Annotated in this window: 19 protein-coding genes; 5 read left to right on the top strand and 14 right to left on the bottom strand. The window is 60.9% G+C overall.

Annotated features, from left to right (window positions below; translation table 11 throughout):
* Nucleotides 1-20: 20 nt before the first annotated feature.
* Entirely contained in the window at nucleotides 21-257 is a 237-nt protein-coding gene (locus BM403_RS30785) for a DUF2789 domain-containing protein (RefSeq protein ID WP_043205235.1), read from the top strand.
* 221 nt (nucleotides 258-478) lie between these two features.
* Here the strand turns inward: BM403_RS30785 and BM403_RS30780 are convergent, their stop codons facing one another.
* From BM403_RS30780 to iolC, 13 genes are all read right to left on the bottom strand, one after another.
* Nucleotides 479-1705, bottom strand: a complete 1227-nt coding sequence (locus tag BM403_RS30780; protein ID WP_370636896.1) for a methyl-accepting chemotaxis protein — start codon at nucleotides 1703-1705, stop codon at nucleotides 479-481.
* Nucleotides 1706-2252: 547 nt separating this feature from the next.
* Nucleotides 2253-2657, bottom strand: coding sequence for a TraR/DksA family transcriptional regulator (locus BM403_RS30775; protein ID WP_003191666.1), 405 nt, complete (start codon nucleotides 2655-2657; stop codon nucleotides 2253-2255).
* A 420-nt stretch (nucleotides 2658-3077) separates the two neighbouring features.
* Nucleotides 3078-4100, bottom strand: coding sequence for an ABC transporter permease (locus BM403_RS30770; protein WP_016975559.1), 1023 nt, complete (start codon nucleotides 4098-4100; stop codon nucleotides 3078-3080).
* A 27-nt stretch (nucleotides 4101-4127) separates the two neighbouring features.
* Complete coding sequence (locus BM403_RS30765) at nucleotides 4128-5681, bottom strand: sugar ABC transporter ATP-binding protein (protein WP_043205233.1); 1554 nt, start codon at nucleotides 5679-5681, stop codon at nucleotides 4128-4130.
* A gap of 65 nt (nucleotides 5682-5746) precedes the next feature.
* Nucleotides 5747-6682 carry a sugar ABC transporter substrate-binding protein gene (locus BM403_RS30760; protein ID WP_012723784.1) on the bottom strand — a complete coding sequence of 312 codons (936 nt, stop codon included), beginning with the start codon at nucleotides 6680-6682 and terminating at the stop codon, nucleotides 5747-5749.
* Between the two features lie 48 nt (nucleotides 6683-6730).
* Nucleotides 6731-6907 (bottom strand): hypothetical protein, encoded by a 177-nt coding sequence (locus BM403_RS31985; protein WP_012723783.1) that lies wholly within the window; start codon nucleotides 6905-6907, stop codon nucleotides 6731-6733.
* 127 nt (nucleotides 6908-7034) lie between these two features.
* The gene (locus tag BM403_RS30755; protein WP_093546918.1) at nucleotides 7035-8063 is read right to left on the bottom strand and encodes a Gfo/Idh/MocA family protein; all 1029 of its coding nucleotides are present in this window, start codon (nucleotides 8061-8063) and stop codon (nucleotides 7035-7037) included.
* Nucleotides 8064-8215: 152 nt separating this feature from the next.
* Complete coding sequence (locus tag BM403_RS30750) at nucleotides 8216-9226, bottom strand: bifunctional inositol 2-dehydrogenase/D-chiro-inositol 1-dehydrogenase (protein WP_093546914.1); 1011 nt, start codon at nucleotides 9224-9226, stop codon at nucleotides 8216-8218.
* Between the two features lie 19 nt (nucleotides 9227-9245).
* Nucleotides 9246-11177, bottom strand: coding sequence for a 3D-(3,5/4)-trihydroxycyclohexane-1,2-dione acylhydrolase (decyclizing) (gene iolD / locus BM403_RS30745; RefSeq protein ID WP_093546911.1), 1932 nt, complete (start codon nucleotides 11175-11177; stop codon nucleotides 9246-9248).
* Nucleotides 11178-11326: 149 nt separating this feature from the next.
* Nucleotides 11327-12148 carry a TIM barrel protein gene (locus BM403_RS30740; protein WP_093546907.1) on the bottom strand — a complete coding sequence of 274 codons (822 nt, stop codon included), beginning with the start codon at nucleotides 12146-12148 and terminating at the stop codon, nucleotides 11327-11329.
* Nucleotides 12149-12176: 28 nt separating this feature from the next.
* Entirely contained in the window at nucleotides 12177-12965 is a 789-nt protein-coding gene (gene iolB, locus BM403_RS30735; RefSeq protein WP_012723778.1) for a 5-deoxy-glucuronate isomerase, read from the bottom strand.
* Nucleotides 12962-13855, bottom strand: a complete 894-nt coding sequence (gene iolE / locus BM403_RS30730; RefSeq protein ID WP_043205231.1) for a myo-inosose-2 dehydratase — start codon at nucleotides 13853-13855, stop codon at nucleotides 12962-12964. Before iolE ends, iolB begins: the two co-directional genes overlap by 4 nt.
* Nucleotides 13856-14073: 218 nt before the next feature.
* Entirely contained in the window at nucleotides 14074-16011 is a 1938-nt protein-coding gene (gene iolC, locus BM403_RS30725; protein ID WP_093546904.1) for a bifunctional 5-dehydro-2-deoxygluconokinase/5-dehydro-2-deoxyphosphogluconate aldolase, read from the bottom strand.
* Here iolC and BM403_RS31805 point away from each other — a divergent pair.
* Together BM403_RS31805 and BM403_RS30720 are read left to right on the top strand one after the other, a co-directional pair.
* Complete coding sequence (locus BM403_RS31805; RefSeq protein ID WP_139238017.1) at nucleotides 16010-16213, top strand: hypothetical protein; 204 nt, start codon at nucleotides 16010-16012, stop codon at nucleotides 16211-16213. The genes iolC and BM403_RS31805 overlap by 2 nt on opposite strands.
* 82 nt (nucleotides 16214-16295) lie before the next feature.
* The gene (locus BM403_RS30720) at nucleotides 16296-17204 is read left to right on the top strand and encodes a MurR/RpiR family transcriptional regulator (protein WP_012723775.1); all 909 of its coding nucleotides are present in this window, start codon (nucleotides 16296-16298) and stop codon (nucleotides 17202-17204) included.
* Between the two features lie 287 nt (nucleotides 17205-17491).
* Here BM403_RS30720 and BM403_RS30715 read toward each other — a convergent pair whose 3' ends face one another.
* Nucleotides 17492-18397 (bottom strand): hypothetical protein, encoded by a 906-nt coding sequence (locus BM403_RS30715; protein ID WP_046034030.1) that lies wholly within the window; start codon nucleotides 18395-18397, stop codon nucleotides 17492-17494.
* A gap of 303 nt (nucleotides 18398-18700) precedes the next feature.
* On the opposite strand from BM403_RS30715, the gene BM403_RS30710 reads away from it, so the two are divergent.
* Nucleotides 18701-19384 (top strand): response regulator transcription factor, encoded by a 684-nt coding sequence (locus tag BM403_RS30710; protein WP_010564812.1) that lies wholly within the window; start codon nucleotides 18701-18703, stop codon nucleotides 19382-19384.
* Nucleotides 19362-20756 carry a sensor histidine kinase gene (locus BM403_RS30705; protein WP_012723773.1) on the top strand — a complete coding sequence of 465 codons (1395 nt, stop codon included), beginning with the start codon at nucleotides 19362-19364 and terminating at the stop codon, nucleotides 20754-20756. The genes BM403_RS30710 and BM403_RS30705 overlap by 23 nt, the downstream gene beginning before the upstream one ends.
* The last annotated feature ends 257 nt before the right edge of the window (nucleotides 20757-21013 follow it).

Genomic DNA, 21013 nt, shown 5'->3' with positions numbered 1-21013 from the left:
CACCCTGCATGGAGAACGAAATGGACGCGCCAATCCCCACCCTTGAAACCCTGTTTGAACAATTGGGCCTGGATTCAACTCCGGAGGCCATCGATGCGTTTATCGTCGCGCACCCTTTGCCTGACGACGTGAAGTTGATCGATGCGCCTTTCTGGTCCGCACAACAGGCAAGTTTTCTCAAGGAAGAGCTGCGCGAAGACGCCGAATGGGCGATCGCGGTGGACGAACTCAACCAACGCCTGCATCAACCGCACTGACGGTAGATATCTACACAACGTTCAAAGGCTGAAAAATCTCCCTGTAGTGAGCGGGCTTGCCCCGCGCTGGGTGGCGAAGCCGCCCCAAACCAAGCGACCTAGTTCTATCTGGAACTCGGCGATGTCTTTATTGGGGCGGCTTCGCCACCCAGCGCGGGACAAGCCCGCTCACTACAATATGTGTCGATACCTATGCCCATTCCGGAAAAGCCTAATTTACGTCAGCGCCTCACAGCCTCGGGTTTATAGCCCAGGCGCAGGCCGCCCCAGTGCCGACCCTTGACCATGATCGGCACCGACAGATCGTGCATCAACTCCCCGGTGTCGCGGGTATAGGTTTGCAGCAGAACTGCCTGTTGGTGGCTGCCACAGCGGATCCCGGTGCGGTCTTCGAACTTGCGCTTGGTGCGGTTCTGCACCGCATCCACTTGCATGTCGCCGGTCAGCGCCTGGGAAAACGCTTTGTTGTGCGTCGGCACATAGCCCTGCGGCGTGCAGGCGATGGCGAACACCAACCCTTCATGCCGTGGCAACAGCGCCTCCTGGATCGCCGGCAGCACCTGGTCGGTGTAGCCGTCAAACCGGGTGTGGTACTTGCTCGGGCTGGTGTTGGCAATCGGCGTGTAGCTGCGGTCGAACAGGTCATCCAGGCTGATGCGGTTCTGTTGCACATCGGCTTCGAATTGCGCGGCAATCCGGCTCGCACCCTCGCGGGCCAGGTCGTAGATACGCTGGTGGTAGTCATCCAGCCCGACTGCCGCCAGGCGCTCGCTGATGGTTTCGGCCTGACCCTCCATCTGCACGGCGGCATCGGCCAGTTGACGGGTTTGCTGGTCACTGACGGCCAGGTCGCTGCGCATCTGTTCCACGGCATGGAACAGGCTGTCGAGCTGGGTGCGATTGGTGTCGGTGCCCTGGGCGATTTCATTCACCTGGCCTTCCACACCCGCCGCCAGCGTTGCGATACTTTGCAACTGCTCGCCAGCGTGCTCCACCTGCTCGACGCCAGTGTGCAGGTCCGCCGAAAGCTGGCGAATCTGCTCCACCACCTGGGCGGTACGTTGCTGGATATCCGCCACCATCACGCCCACTTCATCGGTGGCCGTGGCCGTGCGGCCGGCCAGCCCGCGCACTTCATCCGCGACCACCGCGAAGCCACGACCGTGTTCACCGGCCCGCGCCGCTTCAATGGCCGCATTGAGCGCCAGCAAGTTGGTCTGGCTGGCGATGGACTGGATCACCAGGGTCACCCGCTGGATTTCTTCACTGCGCTGGCTCAAGGCTTCGATCAGTTCACGGCTCGCGTTGGCGCGCTGGCTGAGTTGGTGCATGCGGGTAATTGATTGGGCCAGCACTTCGCGGCCCTCGGTGCTGCGCTGATGGGCTTGGCTCGCGGCTTCCAGAGCCTCACGACTGAGTTGGGAGGTGATCTTTTCGGTGCCAATCATCACTTCGGCACTGCTGACAATCTGCTTGGCGGCGCTCAACTGCGACTGCAACCGGGCGGCCAGTTGCTTGACCGAATAGGCCACGCCGGCAGCGGACAATGCGTTATGGCTGGTGGTGTGGGACAGGTCGCGAGTCAGCTCGCCAATGGCATCGACGGCCTCGGCAGACGCAATAACCGGCGTGCGGCGTTTCAGCTGAGGCAGCCAGATCACCAGCAAGGCCAGTGGCAGGCAGAGGTACAGCGGCAGGCTGGCAAACGCCAGGCCCAGCAGTAGCAACACCAGGGCGGCGCTCTGCATCAGCTGCGTGAACCAGCCGGGCAACCCGCGCACCACCGGTTGCGGTGGCACTGCTGCGCCCATCAGAGATCCGTCTCCAGCCATCTTCGCCACCCCACTGCTTGTCGTTATTGTCACTGCATTAAACGCCACTATCGGGCCATTATCCATGGGCCTTTAGTGGGGTAGCTTGCAGCAGATCAATAGAGGGGGTGTAACGGGGTCTTTCCCTGGGGGAACGGCGTGGCGATCCCCCAGCTTCACCGCATCAGGCTTGGCGCTGATGCTTGTCGATCTGCTCGTGGCGCTCTTGCGCTTCGATGCAGTATTTGGTGGTTGGGCTGATCAGCAGGCGCTTGAGGCCAATCGGCTCGCCGCTGTCATCGCACCAGCCAAAAGAATCTTCCTTGATGCGTTCCAGTGCACGCTCAAGTTGCGGCAGCATGCGCTGGTCGCGGTCGATGGCATTGACCAGCCAAGTGCGCTCTTCTTCCACGGAAGCGGCGTCAGCCGGGTCAGCCGGGGTGTCCAGGCTTTCAATGGCGATGCGGTTCTGTTCGATGCGCTCGTGGTGTTCCACTTTCATGTCTTGCAGCAACTTCTCGAAAAAAGCGTGCTGTTCGGCATTCATGTAGTCATCCGCCGGCATGGCCAGCAACTTTTCCTTTGTCATTGATTTCTCTATAAAAAATACGTGCATTAAGGCGAATAAGGGAGCGTTCCGGTCGACCTCTGCAGGTCTCGGAAAGGCGCCGTCCATTTCAAGCGCCACCCGGCACTCAATTTACGAGGGGCGGCAGTCTAAGGCCGACTTGAGGGCGCAGCAACTGAAATGACAGGCAATTTTTCCGAGATAACCCCAAAAGGCACCAGGACGGGCTTGGCGAATGGTTATCGGAGTGCGTTTATAGCAAGAAATTCAGTGTTGTGGAGCTATATAGAAGACAAACGGTTAGAACGGCCTGATAAAGATCAAGTGTGGGCGTCGGGCTTGCCCGCGATGCAGGCGACTCGGTCCGTCAGGGCTGCCGAGTGGATGCAATCGCAGGCAAGCCAGCGCCCACATTTGATGTGTGTTGGCCGTAAGACGATCTCAGCGTTTGAGCTTGCGCTTGTTGCGATACTGGTCAATCACCACTGCGACCACAATGATCAGGCCCTTGATGATGTCCTGGATATACGCGTCCACCCCGACAAAGGTAAACCCGCTGGCCATCACACCAAGGATCAGCGCGCCGATCACAGTACCGGTGATGCGCCCTACCCCGCCCGCCAGGCTGGTGCCGCCGATCACCGCCGCGGCAATCGCATCCAGCTCATAGGACATGCCCATGCCGGCCTGACCCGTCGCAGCGCGAGCCGACGCCACGACCCCCGCCAAACCTGCGAGCAAGCCGGCGATGCTGTAGACGATGATCAGATGACGCTTGACGTTGATCCCCGACGTCCGCGCCGCCTGCATGTTGCCGCCGATGGCGTAGGTGTACTTGCCGTACTTGGTGTAGCGCAAGGCGATGTGGAAGATCACCGCCACCACCAGGAAGATGATCACCGGCATCGCGCCATGGCCGATGGCCGTGTACGAGTCCGACAGCATACTCACCGGCTGGCCTTCGGTGTAATAGCGCGCCAGGCCGCGCGCCGAGACCATCATGCCCAAGGTGGCGATAAACGGTGGGATACCGGTAACGGCGATGATGCTTCCATTGATCGCACCCGCCAACAGCCCCACACCCAGCCCCATGGCCACCGGGATCCACACCGGCAAGTCGGTCAGGCTCGGGAATACCGCCCGGGAAAAATCGGACGTTTGCGCCAAACTGGCGGCGATCATCGCCGACAATGCCAGCACCGAGCCGGAGGACAGGTCGATACCGGTGGTGATGATCACCTGGGTCACGCCGATGGCCAGCAGCCCAATGATCGACACCTGCAGGATCATCAGCACCAGGCGCTGGGAGTTCATCAGGAAGCTCTGGTCACGCACGATCCAGCCGAACAATTCAAACACCAGGCCGATACCGATCAGCACCAGGAAGATGCTCAGCTCGGTGGGCATGCGTCGACGACTCTTGGTTGGCACCGTCGCCGGTTTGTTATCCGTTATTGCGTTCATAGCCAATCACCTTTTTTATTCTGTACGTCAGTGGACTGCCGTCATCCCGGAGGCCAACTGCATGACTTTTTCCTGGGTCGCTTCGCTGCGATCCAAGGTGCCCATCAATTCGCCTTCGTGCATCACCATGACCCGGTCGCTCATGCCCAGCACTTCGGGCAGCTCGGAGGAAATCATGATCACCGCCATGCCTTCGCTGGCCAGGAACGAGATCAAACGATAGATCTCGGCCTTGGCGCCCACGTCGATGCCCCGCGTGGGTTCATCGAGGATCAGCAGGCGCGGGTTGGTCATCAGCCAGCGCGCCAGCAACGCCTTCTGCTGGTTGCCGCCGGACAAGGTGTCGATGCACTGTTCAAGGGACGGGGTTTTCACCCGCAGCTTCTTGCACATGTCTTCGCACAGCGCACGCAGGGCTTTCTGCTGGATAAAGCCGTTACCCGAGTAATGCGGCAGCACGGCCATCTCCATGTTTTCCAGTACCGACAGGCACGGGAACAGGCCGCTGAGCTTGCGGTCCTCGGTCAGCAGCGCAAAGCCTTTCTCGATGGCCATGTGCGGGTCGCTGATACGCACCGCTTTGCCGTCCAGTTCAATCTGCCCGCCGTCGCTTGGGGTGATGCCGAAAATGGTTTCCGCCACGTTGGTGCGGCCTGAGCCCATCAACCCGGCGATGCCGAGGATCTCGCCGGCATGCAGGTCAAAGGAGACGTCCTTGAACACACCGTCCAGGCGCAGGTCGCGGACCGACAGCAGCAGGTCGCCGATCGGCGTCTCGCGCACCGGGAACAACTGGCTCAGTTCACGGCCGACCATCATCGAGATCAGGCTGTCGCTGTTCATGCTGTCGGCGCGTTGCAAGCCGATATAGTGGCCATCACGAAACACCGCCACTTCATCGGCGATGGCAAACACTTCGTTCATTTTATGCGTGATGTAGACGATGCCTTTGCCCTGGGCCTTGAGGTCGGCAATGATCGAAAAAAGGTGGGCCACTTCCTTCTCGGTAATGGCCGACGTCGGTTCATCCATGATCAGGATGTCGGAGTCGTAGGACACGGCCTTGGCAATCTCGACCATCTGCCGCTCGGCGATGCTCAGGTTGCCCACGTGTTCCTCGGGGTCCAGGTTGATGCGCAGGCGTGCCAGCAATTCTGCCGTGCAGCGGTGCATTTCGCGGTGGTTGACCATGTGCAGGCTGTTGAGCTGCTCGCGGCCGATCCAGATGTTCTCGGCGATGCTCATGTGCGGCATCAGGTTGAGTTCCTGGTGGATCATCGCGATCCCGGCCTTCTGGGCCGCCAGGGGCGTTTCAAATACGATCGGCTTGCCGCGCAGGCGAATTTCCCCGGCGTCGGGCTGGTAGATGCCGGCGATGATTTTCATCAGCGTGGATTTGCCCGCACCGTTCTCGCCCATCAGCGCCAGCACCGTGCCAGGGCGTACGCGCAATTGCACGTCGGCCAGGGCCACGACGCCGGGAAAGCCTTTGCTGATGTTGACGATTTCCAGCAGGTAGGGTTCGTCCAGCGGCAACGGCTGGAGGCCGGGGGGCTGCGAGACAGCGGCTTGAGCGAGCATAGGGAGGTACTCCATCGGCAGGGCGGGCACGACCGCCCTGCCGGTTTATTGTTGTTATGTCAGGGCTACTTGAACTGGGCGACGTTTTCCGGAGTGATCAGTTGGAACGGAATAATCACGTTCTGCTCGACCGGCTCCTTCTTGGCCATTTTGCGCGCCGCTTCCACCGATCCCACCGCCTGACCCTTGGCGTCCTGGAACGCCGACGCGGCCATGTCACCCTTGGTGATCGCGTTCAGACCGTCCGGGGTGCCGTCGACACCTGCGATCAGCACGCTGCCCGGCTTGGTACCCGCCGACTTCAGGGCCATGGACGCACCGATGGCCATCTCATCGTTGTTGGCCAACACGGCGTTGAATTCGCGACCTTGGGTCAGCCAGTCGTTGACCAGGGTCATGCCCTTGTCACGCAGCCAGATGCCGGTCTGTTCCTGTTCGATCTTGATGTCCGGGTATTTGGCCAGCACCTCCTTCACGCCCTTGGTGCGGTTGGTGGTGGAGTTGTTCGCCAGGTCACCCAGCAGGATCACAATCTTGCCCTTGCCGCCGAGTTTCTCAGCGATGTATTGCATTTGCAGGCGACCCGCCTCGATGTCATCGGAGGTCACCGCGACCACATCCTTGGGCAAGTCTTTCTGGTCGGGACGGCGGTTGACGAAGACCAGCGGGATGCCCGCCTTGGTCGCCGCATTGATGATGTTCTTGGTCGAGGCGGTATCCACCGGGTTGACGATGATCGCGTCGACTTTCTGACTGATAAAGTTCTCGACCTGGCTCAGTTGCTTGACCACATCGGCACGCGCGTCCTCGAACTGCAGCTGCACGCCATCGCCCTTGGGATAGGACTTGGCTTGCTTGTCCATGTCTTCGCGCAGGTAAGTCAGGAAGGTGTCATCGAAGGCGGACATGCTCACGCCTATCTTCAAGTCGGCAGCCGAGGCAAAACCACTGGCCAGCAGCATGGACAAGGCCAGCGCGGTAAAACGGATCGGGGTCTTCATGAACGGTCTGTCTCCACTTTCTTGTTGGTTTTTTGGACGTTGCGTTTTTCAGAGCTCGGCAGGCAGCCGGACGACCGGTGCGCCTGGAATGCAGCACACCAGCGCGCCTTTGTTTTCGACGCACAGCACATTAAGGAAGGAGAAGTAGAACGGCCGGGCGCGGGGCAGGCCGCGTGGCGTGTGGGCAGGGCGTAAAACTCGCAGTACAGCGTTGAAGATTTTCATCTGACGGTACCTGGTTGTTTTTGATCTTGTTTTTGTTGAGTCGTGCGAATCGAGTCCGAACGTACTTTATGCAACCTGGAAAAGACTTTATTGGAAAATAATTTCCATATCAACCTGTTTTAGAATTTTATTCTATTTTTGTTGAAACCACCTGCTGGCGCTCGGCGCTCAGGCGTGCGGCGTCCAATATACGGGTGGTTTCCAGCGCATCATAGGCGTCCACCGGCAACGGCCCCTGCCCTTGCACGGCCACTTGCAACTGCCGATAGAACTGCGTCCAGCAGCCCTTCTCCGACGGCACTCGCTCGCGTTCCGGGCCTTGTTCGAACCAGCCCCAACGTCGGTGTTCTTCAGCGCCCCAATGCTCGCCTTCGGTCTTCGGCGACTTGCCGGCCATCAAGGCGTCTTCCTGGCCGTCCAAACCGTCGACGGTGTAGCAGCCGGCGGTGCCACTGACCCTGAAACGCGGGGCCTGGCTGTTTTGCAAGGCATTGCCCCACAGGTGAGAGATCACCCCGTTGGCATGGGTCAGGGAGACAAAGAAGCCATGATCCACGGTGGGGTGTTCGGCGGTGTAGTGCAGTTGGGCGAACACCCGATCTACCGGCCCGAACAGTTGCAGGGCCTGATCGACCAAATGGCTGCCCAGGTCGCGCAGCCAGCCGCCACCGCTGGCGTTGCCCACGGCTTGCGGGCTGTAGCGTTCCACGCGGGATTCGAAACGGGTGATGGTGCCCAGAGCGCCGGCGTCGATGCGTTTGCGCAGGGTCAGGTAGTCCGAGTCCCAGCGCCGGTTCTGGTAGACGCTGAGCAAAGAGCCCTGGCGTTCAGCCGCAGTGATCAGGGCTTGGGCCTGTTCGGCGTTGGCGGCGAAGGGTTTGTCGCTGACCACCGCAACGCCGTGTTCGATGGCTTCCAGCACTAATGCGGGACGCCCTTTAAGCGTGGTGGAGATCACCAGCGCATCGACCCCGGCTTCGACGATCTGGCCGATGGAATCAAAGGCCTTGAGGCCGGGGTGGTCGGTTGCCAATTGCTGGCGGCGTTCCGCAGACCGGGTGACCACGCCGACAAATGTGGCACCGGCCAATGTTGCAATCAGCGGCGCATGAAAGAAGCGCCCTCCATGGCCGTAGCCGACTAGTCCGATTCGCATACCTACACTCCTTGCTTGAAGTGAAAACCCGATTCAAATGTGGGAGGGGGCTTGCCCCCGATTACAGTGTGTCAGTCAATAAATATCTATCTGATCCACCACCATCGGGGGCAAGCCCCCTCCCACATTTTTGACAGTATTTCTCCAGTGATTCAGCCGTAGAAACGCGGGCGATCCGGCAAGCTCATCTTCACAATCTGCTCACTGCCTTGCGCTTCGATACACGCATCCGCCGCCACCGCCGCCGCGAACCCGTCCCACGCCGACGGCCCGCCGACCTGCCCGGCGCGCACGCTGTCGATGAACGCCTGCAACTCCACGTCGTATGCACCGATAAACCGATCCTTCCAGTCCATCAGAATCGCATTGGACAGCTTCGCCCCGCTGCGCAGTTGCACCTGGGATGGCTCCGGCAGTTTTGCGATACCGGTCTCCCCCACTACTTCGCACTGGATGTCGTAGCCGTACTGGCAGTTCACAAACACTTCCACATCGATGCGCGTGCCCTTGACGGTTTCCAGCAGCACGATCTGCGGGTCACGCAAGTGCGCCAGGGCCTTGCTGGATTTGCGCGGGAACACCACTTGCACCGACACGTAGTCATCGTTGAGCAACCAACGCAATACATCCAGCTCGTGGATCAGGGTGTCGGTGATCGCCATGTCGGTCTTGTAGTTCTCGCCCACCGTGGGGTTGCGATGGGCGCAGTGCAGCATCAACGGCTCGCCGATCTGGCCACTGTCGATCACCGCTTTGAGGGCGCGATAGCCTTCGTCGTACGGGCGCATGAAGCCGACCTGCACCAGGCGCTTGCCGTAGGCCACCTCGGCGTCGACGATCCGGCGACACCCCTCGGCGGTGACCGCCAGGGGTTTTTCGCAGAACACCGGTTTGCCGGCGGCGATGGCGGCGAGCACGAACTCTTCGTGGCTCGGGCCCCAGGAGGTGACGAGCACCGCTTCGACCTGCGGCGAATTGATCAAGGCATGGCCGTCGGGGTACACCTCGGCGTCCAGCTTGAGGTCCGCAACCACCTTGGCGGCCTGCTCAAGGTTGATGTCGGTCACCGCCACCACCTGGCTGTTGAGCAAGGTCTGGCTGCAACGACGAATATGGTCCCGGCCGATGGCGCCTGTACCGATCACTCCAAGCTTCAAAGACATACAAACACTCCTCTTGTTATTAGTACTGCCGGGCCTTCGCCAGGTGTTCATTGAGTTTTTTTGCGGCGGCATTCGTGCGTTCGCTGGTGGACACCTGCGCCACGCCCACGCGCCACCACGAGAGGTAGCCGTGGATCATGGTCTTGGGCAGCACCTTGATATCAATCAGCGTCGACACCGTTTGCGTACGCGCGTCCGCCAGCGCCGATTCCAGTTGTTCCACGGTGCTGACCTTGTAGGTCTTGCAGCCATAAGCCGCCGCGCTCATGGCGAAATCCACCGGGACCAGGCCACCATCGAGCTTGCCGCTCTCAGGGTTGCGGAAGCGGAATTCGGTGCCGAAGCTGTCCATGCCATTGCCGATCTGCAGGTTGTTGATACAGCCGAAAGCCATGTTGTCGAGCAGCACCACGTTGATCTTGTGCCGCTCTTGGATCGAGGTGGCCAGCTCCGAGTGCAGCATCATGTAGGAGCCATCGCCGACCAGGGCGTAGACCTCCTTGGTTGGTTCGGCGAGTTTCACGCCCAGGGCGGCGTTGATCTCGTAGCCCATGCACGAATAGCCGTATTCGACGTGGTAGGTGTTGACGCCCTTGCTGCGCCACGCGCGTTGCAGGTCGCCGGGCAGGCTGCCGGCGGCGGCGACGATGATGGCGTCATCCGCCAGGCTCTGGTTGAGCACGCCCAGCACGCGGCTTTGGGTCAGGCACGAGCCGGTCAGCTCGATGAATTCCCGCAGCACCGCACGGTCCAGGTGGTCGTCGACCTCAGGCACGAAGCCGTCGCCGGCGTATTCCACCTGATGCACGCGGTCCACTTCGGCATCCAGCTGCGCCTTGGCGTCGCGCACCTGCTCGCCCCAGCCGGAACGGTAGTCGCCCAGGGCATCGGCGAGCGCTTCAAGCGCGACCTGCGCGTCGGCCAGCACCTGCACGCCGTCGAGCTTCAGGGCGTCGCACGGGCTGATATTGAGGTTGAGAAACGTCACCTCGGCGTGCTTGAACAGTGATTTGGACGAGGTGGTGAAATCGGTGTAGCGCGTGCCGATCCCAATGATCAGGTCGGCCTCGGGCGCCAGCAGGTTCGCCGCCAGGCAGCCGGTTTCACCGATCCCGCCCACGTTCAACGGGTGACTGGAGACGACAGCACTCTTGCCCGCCTGGGTCTCGGCAAAGGGAATATCAAAACGCTCGGCAAACGCTTGCAGCGCGGCATTGGCGCCGGAGTACTTCACGCCGCCACCGCAGATGATCAGCGGTTTGCGTTTGCCTCGGAACGCCGCCAGCGCGTCACCGATCATCGCGGCAGTGGCCGGGCGACGCTCAATACGGTGCACGCGTTTCTGCAGGAAGTAATCGGGATAGTCCCAGGCCTCGGCCTGCACATCCTGGGGCAATGCCAGGGTCACGGCGCCGGTTTCGGCCGGGTCGGTGAGCACGCGCATGGCGTGGATCGCAGCGGTCATCAACTGCTCGGGGCGGTTGATGCGGTCCCAGTATTTGCTCACCGAGCGAAAGGCATCGTTGGTGCTGATGCTCAGGTCGTGGAACTGTTCGATCTGTTGCAGCACCGGGTCGGGCTGACGGCTGGCGTAGACGTCGCCCGGCAACAGCAGCAACGGAATACGGTTGGCCGTGGCGGTCGCGGCGGCGGTGAGCATATTGGCCGCACCGGGCCCGACCGAGGCGGTGCACGCGTAGATCTTGCGGCGCAGGTGCTGCTTGGCGAAACCGATGGCCGCGTGGGCCATGCCTTGCTCGTTGCGACCCTGATGCACGACAAGGTCACCGCTGTCCTGCTCCAGGGCCTGGCCCAGGCCCAGCACATTGCCGTGGCCGAAAATCGTGAACACCCCGGCGACAAATTTGCTCTGCACGCCATCGACTTCTATGTATTGGTTATCCAGGAACTTCACCAGGGCCTGGGCCATGGTCAATCTTGTCGTGGTCATCACTTGCACCTTGTGTGAATGCAATTCGATTGGTCAACACCGATCCAATGTGGGAGCTGGCTTGCCTGCGATAGCGGTGTGTCAGGCAATGAATCTGTATGTGATAAATCGCTATCGCAGGCAAGCCAGCTCCCACAGGTTGATCGGTGTCAGGTTCGAAAATTTTGCAAATGGGCGATGCTTGCACCCAAGGCTTGCTGGATGTCGGCCAGGCCATGCACGCTCTCGGAAAACGGCTCGAACGACAGGTAGCCGCTGTAGCCGCTGCTGAGCAAGGTGTCGATCTGCGCCGCGTTGCCGAGGATGTCGCCCTCGCCCACCAGCACGCGGTGGCCGTCTCGAATCGAATTCAGCGGTGCCTCGGCATCTTCCACGCCGGAGATATGCACCAGGCCGGTGAGTTCCGGAAAGAACTCATGCTCGCTGGCCAGGTGATGGTGAAAGGTGTCGTGCACCAGGCGGAACACATCCAGGCCGCCGATGGACTGGATCGCGTCCACCGCCACGCGTTTGCGGCGCATCGCGCACTCTTCAAAACCCAGGGGTTCGATAAAACCGAGAATCCCGTATTCGCGCAGGATCGGCGCCAGCTCGCTCAGGGCGGTGCGCAAGCCGGCAGCGCGCTGGGCTTCATTGCGCGTATCACCCGGCTCGTTGAACGGGCACATCACCAGGCCCTGGGCGCCGCATTCGCGCGCGTAGGTCGCCAGCGTGATCGCCTGGGCACGGCGTTCGTCGTTCCACACATCAAAGGGGTACAACGCGTTGATCGACAGCACCGTAATGCCTTGCACCGCGCACAGTTCGCGCACGCGGCTGGCCGGGGTGCCGAATTCAATTTGTCTGTCCGCCAGGTCGTTGCGGATCTCGATGGCATCGCACTTGAGCGCTACCGCCAATTGGATGAAATCCGGCAGGGACAATTGGGGCGCGACCATGCGGTTAAGGGCGAAACGTAAAGGCGATTTCATTGTTGTTGTTCTCCGTCCAAACCGCTGATTAAAGGTCCAGCAGCCAGCTGTGCTGCGGGTCGTTATGGAAATGCCAGGCGCGCTTGGGGCCGGCCATTACGTTGAGGTAATAGGACTCGTAGCCATACGGCACGCTGACCGGGTGATAGCCCTTGGGCACCACCACCAGGTCGCTGTTTTCCACCGCCATGGCCTGGTCGATGCTGCGGTCGTCGGTGTAGACACGCTGGAACACAAAGCCCTGGGGCGGGTTGACTTGGTGGTAGTAGGTCTCTTCAAGGAAACTCTGGTGCGGCAAGTCGTCGGTGTCGTGTTTATGCGGCGGGTAGCTCGACGAGTGCCCGGACGGCGTGCGCACCTCCACCACCAGCAGCGAATGCGCCGGCTCGCTGTCAGGCAGGATGTCGCACACGTAGCGGGTGTTGGCGCCTTTACCGCGCACGCTGCGCTTGCAGTTTTCCGGGCGGATCAGGCGTGGTTCGTAGCCTTCTGTGCCGGGAGCGGCGCAGACGGCAATCTGTACATCGCTCAAGGCGGTAACTTGCGCATCGGTGCCCGGTGGCAGGTAGGCGGCGAACGGGGATTTGTCTTCAAACACCGACTGGCGATCCCCCAGGTTCTGCCAGTTGAAGCCTTCGCCCTCAATGTTCACCCGGCCGCTTAGCAGCACCAGGCACAGCTCCTGATCACCGGCGCTGACCGGAAGGGTTTCGCCGAGGCTCAGGCGGTAGGCGGCAAAGCCCACGTACTCCAGGCGCCCTTCTTCCAGGGCGACCATGGTTTTTCCGCGTTTGCTGCTTTTGACCAACAAGCTCATTTTCCGGTCCTCTCATTCAACAGAGCACGTAAGGTGTCGTAGCCTTTTTTCGCATAGATATAGCTCGGCGCCACAGCCGGGTCCTGCTCGGCCTCCACCACCAGCCAGCCTTGGTATTGGGCGGCGAGCAGCACATCGAGCAATTCGGCGAAGTCGATATCGCCATCGCCGGGCACGGTGAAGGTGCCGTTGACGATGCAATCCGGAAAACTCCACATCTGGTTGCGCGCCAGTTGCACCACCGGTTTGCGCACGTCCTTGAAGTGCACGTGGCAGATACGCCCGATATGCTTGCGCAGCACGTCAATCGGCTCGCCGCCGCCCATGTAGCAGTGGCCGGAATCGAACAGCAGGCCGACTTCCGGGCCGGTACGGTTCATCAGTTGGTCGATGTCTTCCGGGGATTCAACATAAGCGCCCATGTGGTGGTGGTACGCCAGGCGCACGCCCTGGGACAGGGTAAAACGCGCCAGTTCGGTGAGTTTGTCAGCGTAGTCCTGCCAGGCCTGCTCGCTGTGGAAACGTGGGCGTTCGATCAGGCGGATGCGCGAGCCCTGGATCGAGTCGGCCACCTCGCCGTACACCAGCACCGTGGCGCCGTTCTGTTTGAGCAGCTCGACATGACCGGCGATGGCTTCGATTTCCTCGGCCACCGAGCGACGGGCCAGGCGGCTGGAGTACCAACCGGAGACCAACGCCAGGTCGTAGGGGCGCAACACGTCGCCGACGCCCTTGGCGTCCTTGGGGAATTTACCGTTGAGTTCGAAGCCTTCGTAGCCGATCTCCTTGCCTTCGCTCAGGGCGGTGCTCAGGGGCGTTTCACCGCCCAGGGCCGGCAGGTCGTCGTTGCTCCAGGAGATCGGGTTGATGCCAATTCGGATTGCGGGCATGGCTGCACCTTTATTATTTTCAGGTATCACTGAGATCTGCTTTATGTGGAAGCTGGGTTGCTGTGGTGAGGGGGGGGATTGTCCCGCGACGGGTTAGTCGCAGAGCCGGTGGGGCTGCTTCGCAGCCCAGCGCGGGGCAAGCCCGCTCACCACAAAAGCCCGCTCACCACAAAAAGCCCCTTCCCACATTGGATTGCATTTCAAATTAAGAACTGGGTTTAGCCTCGGGCACTGCGCCAGGCATTGATCAACTGCTCGAAGGTGGCTTGCACCCGCTGGACCAGGGTCTCGTCATCAATCTCCCCCGCCATCCACGCCCGGCTCGGTTCCTGGAAGATCGTGCGCCCCACGGCAAAACCCCGGCAGGTCGTACTCTGGCTGGCTTGCTGGAAGCCATCGGCGAGGAACTTGGCCGAGGCATTCAGGCCCAGCAGCACCACGCCTCGGCAGTACGGGTCGCGCTCCTGGATCAGTTCGTCGAGCTTCTTCCAGTCCTCGGCCGACTGCGCCTCGATCTTCCACCACGCCGGGTAGATGCCCAGGTTGTACAGGCGCTTGAGGCTGCGATAGAGCACGTCGGGGTAAGTGGACGGGTGATCCTTAGGCGGGATGACTTCCAGTAGCAGTTCATGGCCGCTGACGATAGACGCCTCGTACACCGCCTTGAGTTGCGCTTCCTGTTCCAGGCGCAGCAGCGGCTCGTCGTCCGGGTGGAATTGCACCAGGCACTTGATGATTTGTTCCTGGGGCCAGGCAATCAGGTTGCTGCCCACCGAGCGGCCATGTTCGAACGCCAGCGGCCGCGAGTTCTGCACCTCCACCGGGCGCGCAATCCACCAGCCGCGACCACTGGCGGCGTTGAGGGCGTCCTGGCCGAAGCGCTGGTCGGCGAGCAGGCCGACGTCGGCTTCCACGCCTTGCTCAGCGAGTTTTTGCTCGACGCGTTCGATGGCCTGGATAAACAGTTGCTTGATGGCGCTGATGCGCGTCGTGTCTTGGCCACCTTTCTGCGCCAGGTCCACCAACTGCCAGCGGTGGTCAAAGGCAAACACGAACAGTTGCTTCCAGTTCTTGCGCGGCACCGTCACGCGGTGCAGGCGCTGCAGCGTCACGTCCTGATCCGGGCGCGTAATCGGCACCGGGCTGTTGAACAGGTACTCGAGCTCCGCAGGCGTCGGCATCGCCGGCGCACAGGCGTGCCGCGAAACGACCAGGCCGCCGCAGGCATTGGCCAACTGGCTGCACCGTTCATCACTCGCATCGTTGATCCAGCCACTGAGGAACCCCGACATGAACGCATCGCCGGCGCCAAGCACATTGAGCACTTCCACACGCACACCGGGGTAGATGGCGCCGTCTTCCAACCGCGCGGGAATGGCGCCGTGGAGGACTGTGCAACCCTGCGGACCGAGCTTGACCACCAGGGTCGCCGGGGTCAATTCGCGCACCTTACGCAAGGCGGTGAGCAAGTCTTCGCTGCCCCCCGCAATCAGGAATTCTTCTTCGGTGCCGACGATCAAGTCGAAGCGCGGCAGGATTTTCTGCACGTGCTGGCTGACATTCTGATCGGCGACAAAACGGGTTTCGCCGTCGGCCTTGCCTGCCAGGCCCCACAGCACCGGGCGGTAGTCGATATCCAGCACGCGCTTGACGTTGTGCTTGGCCGCGTAATCCAGCGCCTGGATGCTGGCCTTGTACACGCCGTCGGTGGAGAAATGCGTGCCGGTGATCAGCAGGGCTTTGCTCGACGCGATAAAGGCTTCGTTGATGTCTTCGGCACGCAAGGCCATGTCGGCGCAGTTTTCGCGGTAGAACACCAAAGGGAAGGTTTCGCGGTCCTTGAGGCCGAGCAACACCAGGGCGGTGAGGCGCTCCGGGTCGACCTTGATGCCGCTGACATCGCAGCCTTCACGCGCCAGCGATTCCACCAGGAAGCGCCCCATATGGTCGTCGCCGACCCGGCTCAACATCGCCGACTTGAGCCCCAGCCGCGCGGTGCCGAAAGCGATGTTGGCGGAGGATCCGCCGAGGTACTTGGCAAAGCTGGATACGTCCTCAAGCCGCGCACCCACTTGCTGTGCATAGAGGTCGACGCCCAGGCGCCCGAGGCAAATCAGATCCAATTGACGCCCACTGGCAAAACGAGTCTGGCCCATGCTGGCTCCTGTTATTTTTATCAGCCTGCGTTTTGCCGCCGTGGCGACGGCAAACGCTCTTGGTGGGAGCAGACTAGAACGTCCTGCGGCGCCAATCAATATTTATTCCATATATTTTTTCATTGGAATATTTTTTCCATTAAGCTTGTACAAGAGCATGCAAGCGGCAGTGCATCGTTTCAGCAGGCCATGGCCGCCGTGATGCCGAGGTATTTTTTTGCGCCTACCCTGTAGACTTGCGCCACCCATCAGCGCATCAGAAGAACACGCCAGAAGGATTGCCCATGTCCCGCACCGATCCCGAGACCACCCTGGAAGACTCTATCGCCAGCCCTCCGATCAATGCCGAGCGCCTGTTGCAGCTGATCACCGACGAATACGAGAGCCTGCCGCGCCAACTCAAGCGCATCGCCAGCTACATGAGCCAGCAGAGCGACCGGATCATGGTCGACCGCATCAGCGACATCGCCCGTGAGTGCGAAGTGCACCCGTCGGCCATCGTGCGCTTCTCCCAGCGCTTCGGTTTCAGTGGGTTCAGTGAGATGCAGGCGCTGTTTCGCGAGGCCTACACCCACAAGACCACACCGGTGCAGAACTACCAGCAGCGCATCCGCAGCATGATCGCCAACAAGTCGCAGAAAGCCAGCGGCGGCGACCTGGCGCGCGAGTGTGTCAACGCCACCCTGTCCGGAATCGAGCGCCTGGGGCTGGAACTCGATGACGTGGCCTTCGACAAGGCCGTGGACCTGGTGGTCAACGCCGACAACATCTACGTGGTTGGCGTGCGCCGCTCCTTTGCGGTGGCTGATTACCTGGTCTACAACCTGCAGCACACCAACAAGCGCATCCATCTGATCTCGGGCCTGGGCGGCAGCTACCGCGAGCAGATGCGCAGCGTGCGCGCCAATGACCTGGTGATCGCCATCAGTTTCACGCCCTACGGCAAAGAGACCCAGCACTGCCTGCGCATCGCCCAGCACCACCAGGCCAAGACGCTGATCATCACCGACAGCAACCTGTCGCCCCTGGCCAAGCGCGCGAACGCGGTGCTGTTGGTCAATGAAGGTTCGTCGTTTGCCTTCCGCTCGTTGAGCGCCACCCTGTGCCTGTGCCAGGCGCTGTTTATTGCGGTGGCGTACCGGTTGGAGTTGAAAGTGGACGAGATCCACGAGCAGGTTGGGTTTGATGACTGACCTGCTGCCCCACCTTGTGATCAGTAAATAGCTGCCAGCGCGCGGCCGTGGTGACAAGTTGGCTGGCGCTACACACCACCCAATGTGGGAGCGGGCTTGCCCGCGAAAGCGTTGTGTCAGTCAACTCATGAGTCACTGATACACCGCATTCCCGAGCAAGCCCGCCCCCACAGTTTTTTACCGAGTAAGACGTGCTATCAGTGCACGAATATCGCGATCAGGATGATGATCGGGATTGGGATACCGAGGAACCACAGAAGTAATGAGCGCATGATGTTCTCCTTGAATTAACGTACGAAGTGTTCGGTTTCGACATACACCACGGCATCGCGACGGCGACCGCCGAAGGTGGCTGCGAAGCTGGCGAAGAATGCACCGATCAACAGCGCGATAAAGGTCCACAGCGAGGTATACGCAGCGACTTTGGCGGCCGTGTCAGCGGCTTGCTTGGCTTTGAGCTTGGCATCTTCAACGGCTTTACGGGCATCGCCGTAGACCTTGTCGATTCGCGCCTCGGCATCCGCCTGGCTGAGGTTGGTGCGTTGGCTGATCAGTTGGGCCAGGTAGGCACGATCTTCGGCGGCAAGCTGGCCGTCGTTGCTCAGGGTGCGAGTGAAGATGCGTGCAACCACGCCGTGGGCCGCGTCTTCACTGACGGCAACCGGGCGATCATCGCGGAACAGGCTGTCAACGTAGTAATCGAAGTCGCCGCCGTTGACGCCCTTGGCGGCACTGCCGGCCGCTTGGGTGATACCACTGGCCGCGCCCGCTGCAACGCTCGCGCCGGCTTTGACGCCACCGCTGACGACACTGCTGACCGAACCCACCACCAGCATCGCCGTGATCAGTGTGGCAACAGCCCAGGCCAGGAAGCCGTGGGCGGTGTCGCGAAAGTACACCTCATCGCCGTGCATATTGGCCCACTTCACGCGCAACCGACCGGCGATATAACCGCCCAGCCCGGACGCGACGATCTGCGTGAACGCCAGCCAGACAATCGTGGAAATGCCAAGCCCCTTGGCACTGATACCGCTGTCGGCCCACGGCGACACCGCCGAAAAGCCCAGGCCGAAGCCCAGCAGTACCAGGATCAGCGACAACGCAGCCGCGGCAGCGGCCCCGGCAAAGATCGCCCCCCAGGAAACCCCGGAGAGCGCGCTCGACTCTTGCAGCGTGGATGAGGATGTGATCATTGTTGTTTTGCTCCAAGGCAGAAAAATAGTGTTACAAGTCTCAAAAGGGACAGTGCAGTCACCATGCCAGTCGCGATTAAATTTAAAATCTTTATAGATCAATAGCTTAAGTATTTTGAACTTACCAAAACCGTGCAAGTTGCAAGAATCGATCGTTTAAGGCGGGCGTTATGCATTCCATGCACTGAGCGGTGATGAAATCTGTGTCAGTTTTGCCAAGATGAAGTTTTATTTAGGAAGCGTTCAGGCATTTCTTGGCAAAATGTGTCCACTTCTAGTGTCAATCGCTCACCAGGTAATCCTATGACCCGTATTTTGACCATCGAGGATGACGCCGTAACAGCCCGCGAGATCGTCGCCGAGCTGAGTAGCCATGGACTGGATGTAGACTGGGTAGACAACGGTCGCGAGGGCCTGGTCCGCGCAGTGAGTGGGGATTACGACCTGATCACCCTCGATCGCATGCTGCCGGAACTCGATGGCCTGGCTATCGTCACGACCCTGCGTACCATTGGTGTATCAACACCGATCCTGATGATCAGTGCCCTCTCCGATGTTGACGAACGCGTGCGCGGCCTGCGGGCCGGGGGTGATGATTACCTCACCAAGCCGTTCGCCTCGGATGAAATGGCCGCCCGTGTCGAAGTGCTGCTGCGACGCAAAAGCACGGTCAAGGAATTCGAAACCGCCCTGCGCGTGGCCGACCTGGAACTGAACCTGATCAGCCGCGAAGCCAGCCGCGCCGACCAGCCCCTGAGCCTGTTGCCCACCGAATACAAACTGCTCGAGTTCCTGATGCGCAACACCGGACAGATCCTGTCGCGGATGATGATTTTCGAGGAAGTCTGGGGCTATCACTTCGACCCAGGTACCAACCTCATCGACGTGCACATCGGTCGCCTGCGCAAAAAGATCGACCCACCGGGTCTCACGCCGCTGATCCGCACGGTACGAGGTTCCGGTTATGTCATTGCTGAACCCCTCTAAAGGCTGGCGCTCCTCCAGCAGCCGTTTACTGGCGCTGTACAGTTCGTTGTTCGTGGCCTGGAGCTGCATCCTGATGGGGGTGTTGTATTACGAGGTTTCCGGGTACCTGGGCGACCTGTCGCGCCATTCCCTGCTGCAGCGCCAGCACTTGTTCCAGCGTTTTGACGGCGAAGAACTGGTGGAAGCCCTGACCACCAGCATGACCTTCGACATGAAGGGCGTGGACGCCTACGGCCTGTTCGACGAGCAGTTCCGGCCCTTGAACGGGCCGATCCGCGCGATGCCGCCGGACCTGCCCCTGGACGGCAAGATTCACGCCCTGGCCAATTGCGTCGACTCCGACGACCCCAAACTGCCCAAGGACAGCTGCGACGCCGTGGCCACCCACACCGACGACGGCCGCTGGCTGGTGCTGGTGCGTGCCAACGGTTCGTTGTTTGGCGTGACCCGCATCATCTGGCATGCGCTGTTGTGGGCGCTGTCGCTGACGATCATCCCCGGTGCCGCCGGCTGGCACTTGCTGCGCCGCCGTCCGTTGCGGCGCATTCGCGGCATCCAGGCCAGCGCCGAAGCCATCGTCGCCGGTGACCTCACCCACCGCCTGCCGCTGTCCGATCGGCGTGACGAACTGGACATGCTTGCCGCCATCGTCAACGCCATGCTCGACCGCATCGAGAAGCTGATGAACGAGGTCAAGGGTGTGTGCGACAACATCGCCCACGACCTGCGCACCCCGCTCACGCGCCTGCGTGCGCAGCTGTATCGCATCAAACAGGAGGCTGAGGCGGAGTCGGACTATGCGGTGAAGCTGGACGACGCGATTGCCGAAACCGACACCCTGATGGCGCGGTTTCGCGGGCTGTTGCGGATCTCCGAACTGGAAGACCACCAGCGGCGCTCAGGTTTCCTGGTCATGGACCCGTTACCGCTGCTGCGCGAACTGCATGACTTCTACCTGCCCCTGGCCGAAGAAGGCGAACTGCAACTGAAGCTGGAAATCCCGGAGTCCCTGCCGTGGATCACCGGCGACCGCGCCCTCTTGTTCGAAGCCCTGGCCAACCTGCTGAGCAACTCGATCAAGTTCTCCCCTCCGGGCGGCGAAGTGATGCTGCGCGGGGTCAATGATGCCGGCAGTACACGCATTGAAGTGCATGACTCGGGGCCGGGTATACCCGCGGCGGAGCGTGACGCGGTGTTCCAGCGTTTCTATCGCGTGGATGAAAGCGACCAGCAAGGCGGGTTCGGGCTGGGCTTGTCGATTGTGGCGGCGATCATCAACTTGCATGGGTTCAAGTTGGAAGTGGGTACGAGCGCGCAAGGGGGCGCGCGCCTGATTCTGGAGTGCCGCCAACAGTTGATGCCTGAAGCCTGATCCATCAGGCAGTGAGGTCCACAGGTGGGAGGGGGCTTGCTCCCTCCCACATTTGAGCTGCTTTGATTGTTGGATCAGCGCTCGAGCCAATATCGATCACCCAACCTGGGTCTACTGGTGAAGCCAGCCAAGGCAAAAATCCATCTGACTCAACAGTGATCAATAGGTGGGAGGGGGCTTGCCCCCGATGGCGGTGGTTCAGACAGATATGAATTGACTGACACACCGCTATCGGGAGCAAGTCGAATCGTCGCACC

It is taken from the genome of Pseudomonas sp. OV546, from assembly GCF_900116845.1.
In the GTDB taxonomy this organism is placed as follows: Bacteria; Pseudomonadota; Gammaproteobacteria; order Pseudomonadales; family Pseudomonadaceae; genus Aquipseudomonas; species Aquipseudomonas petroselini.
Note: the sequence above shows the minus strand (reverse complement) of the source record. Positions and strands in the feature narration are given on the sequence as shown.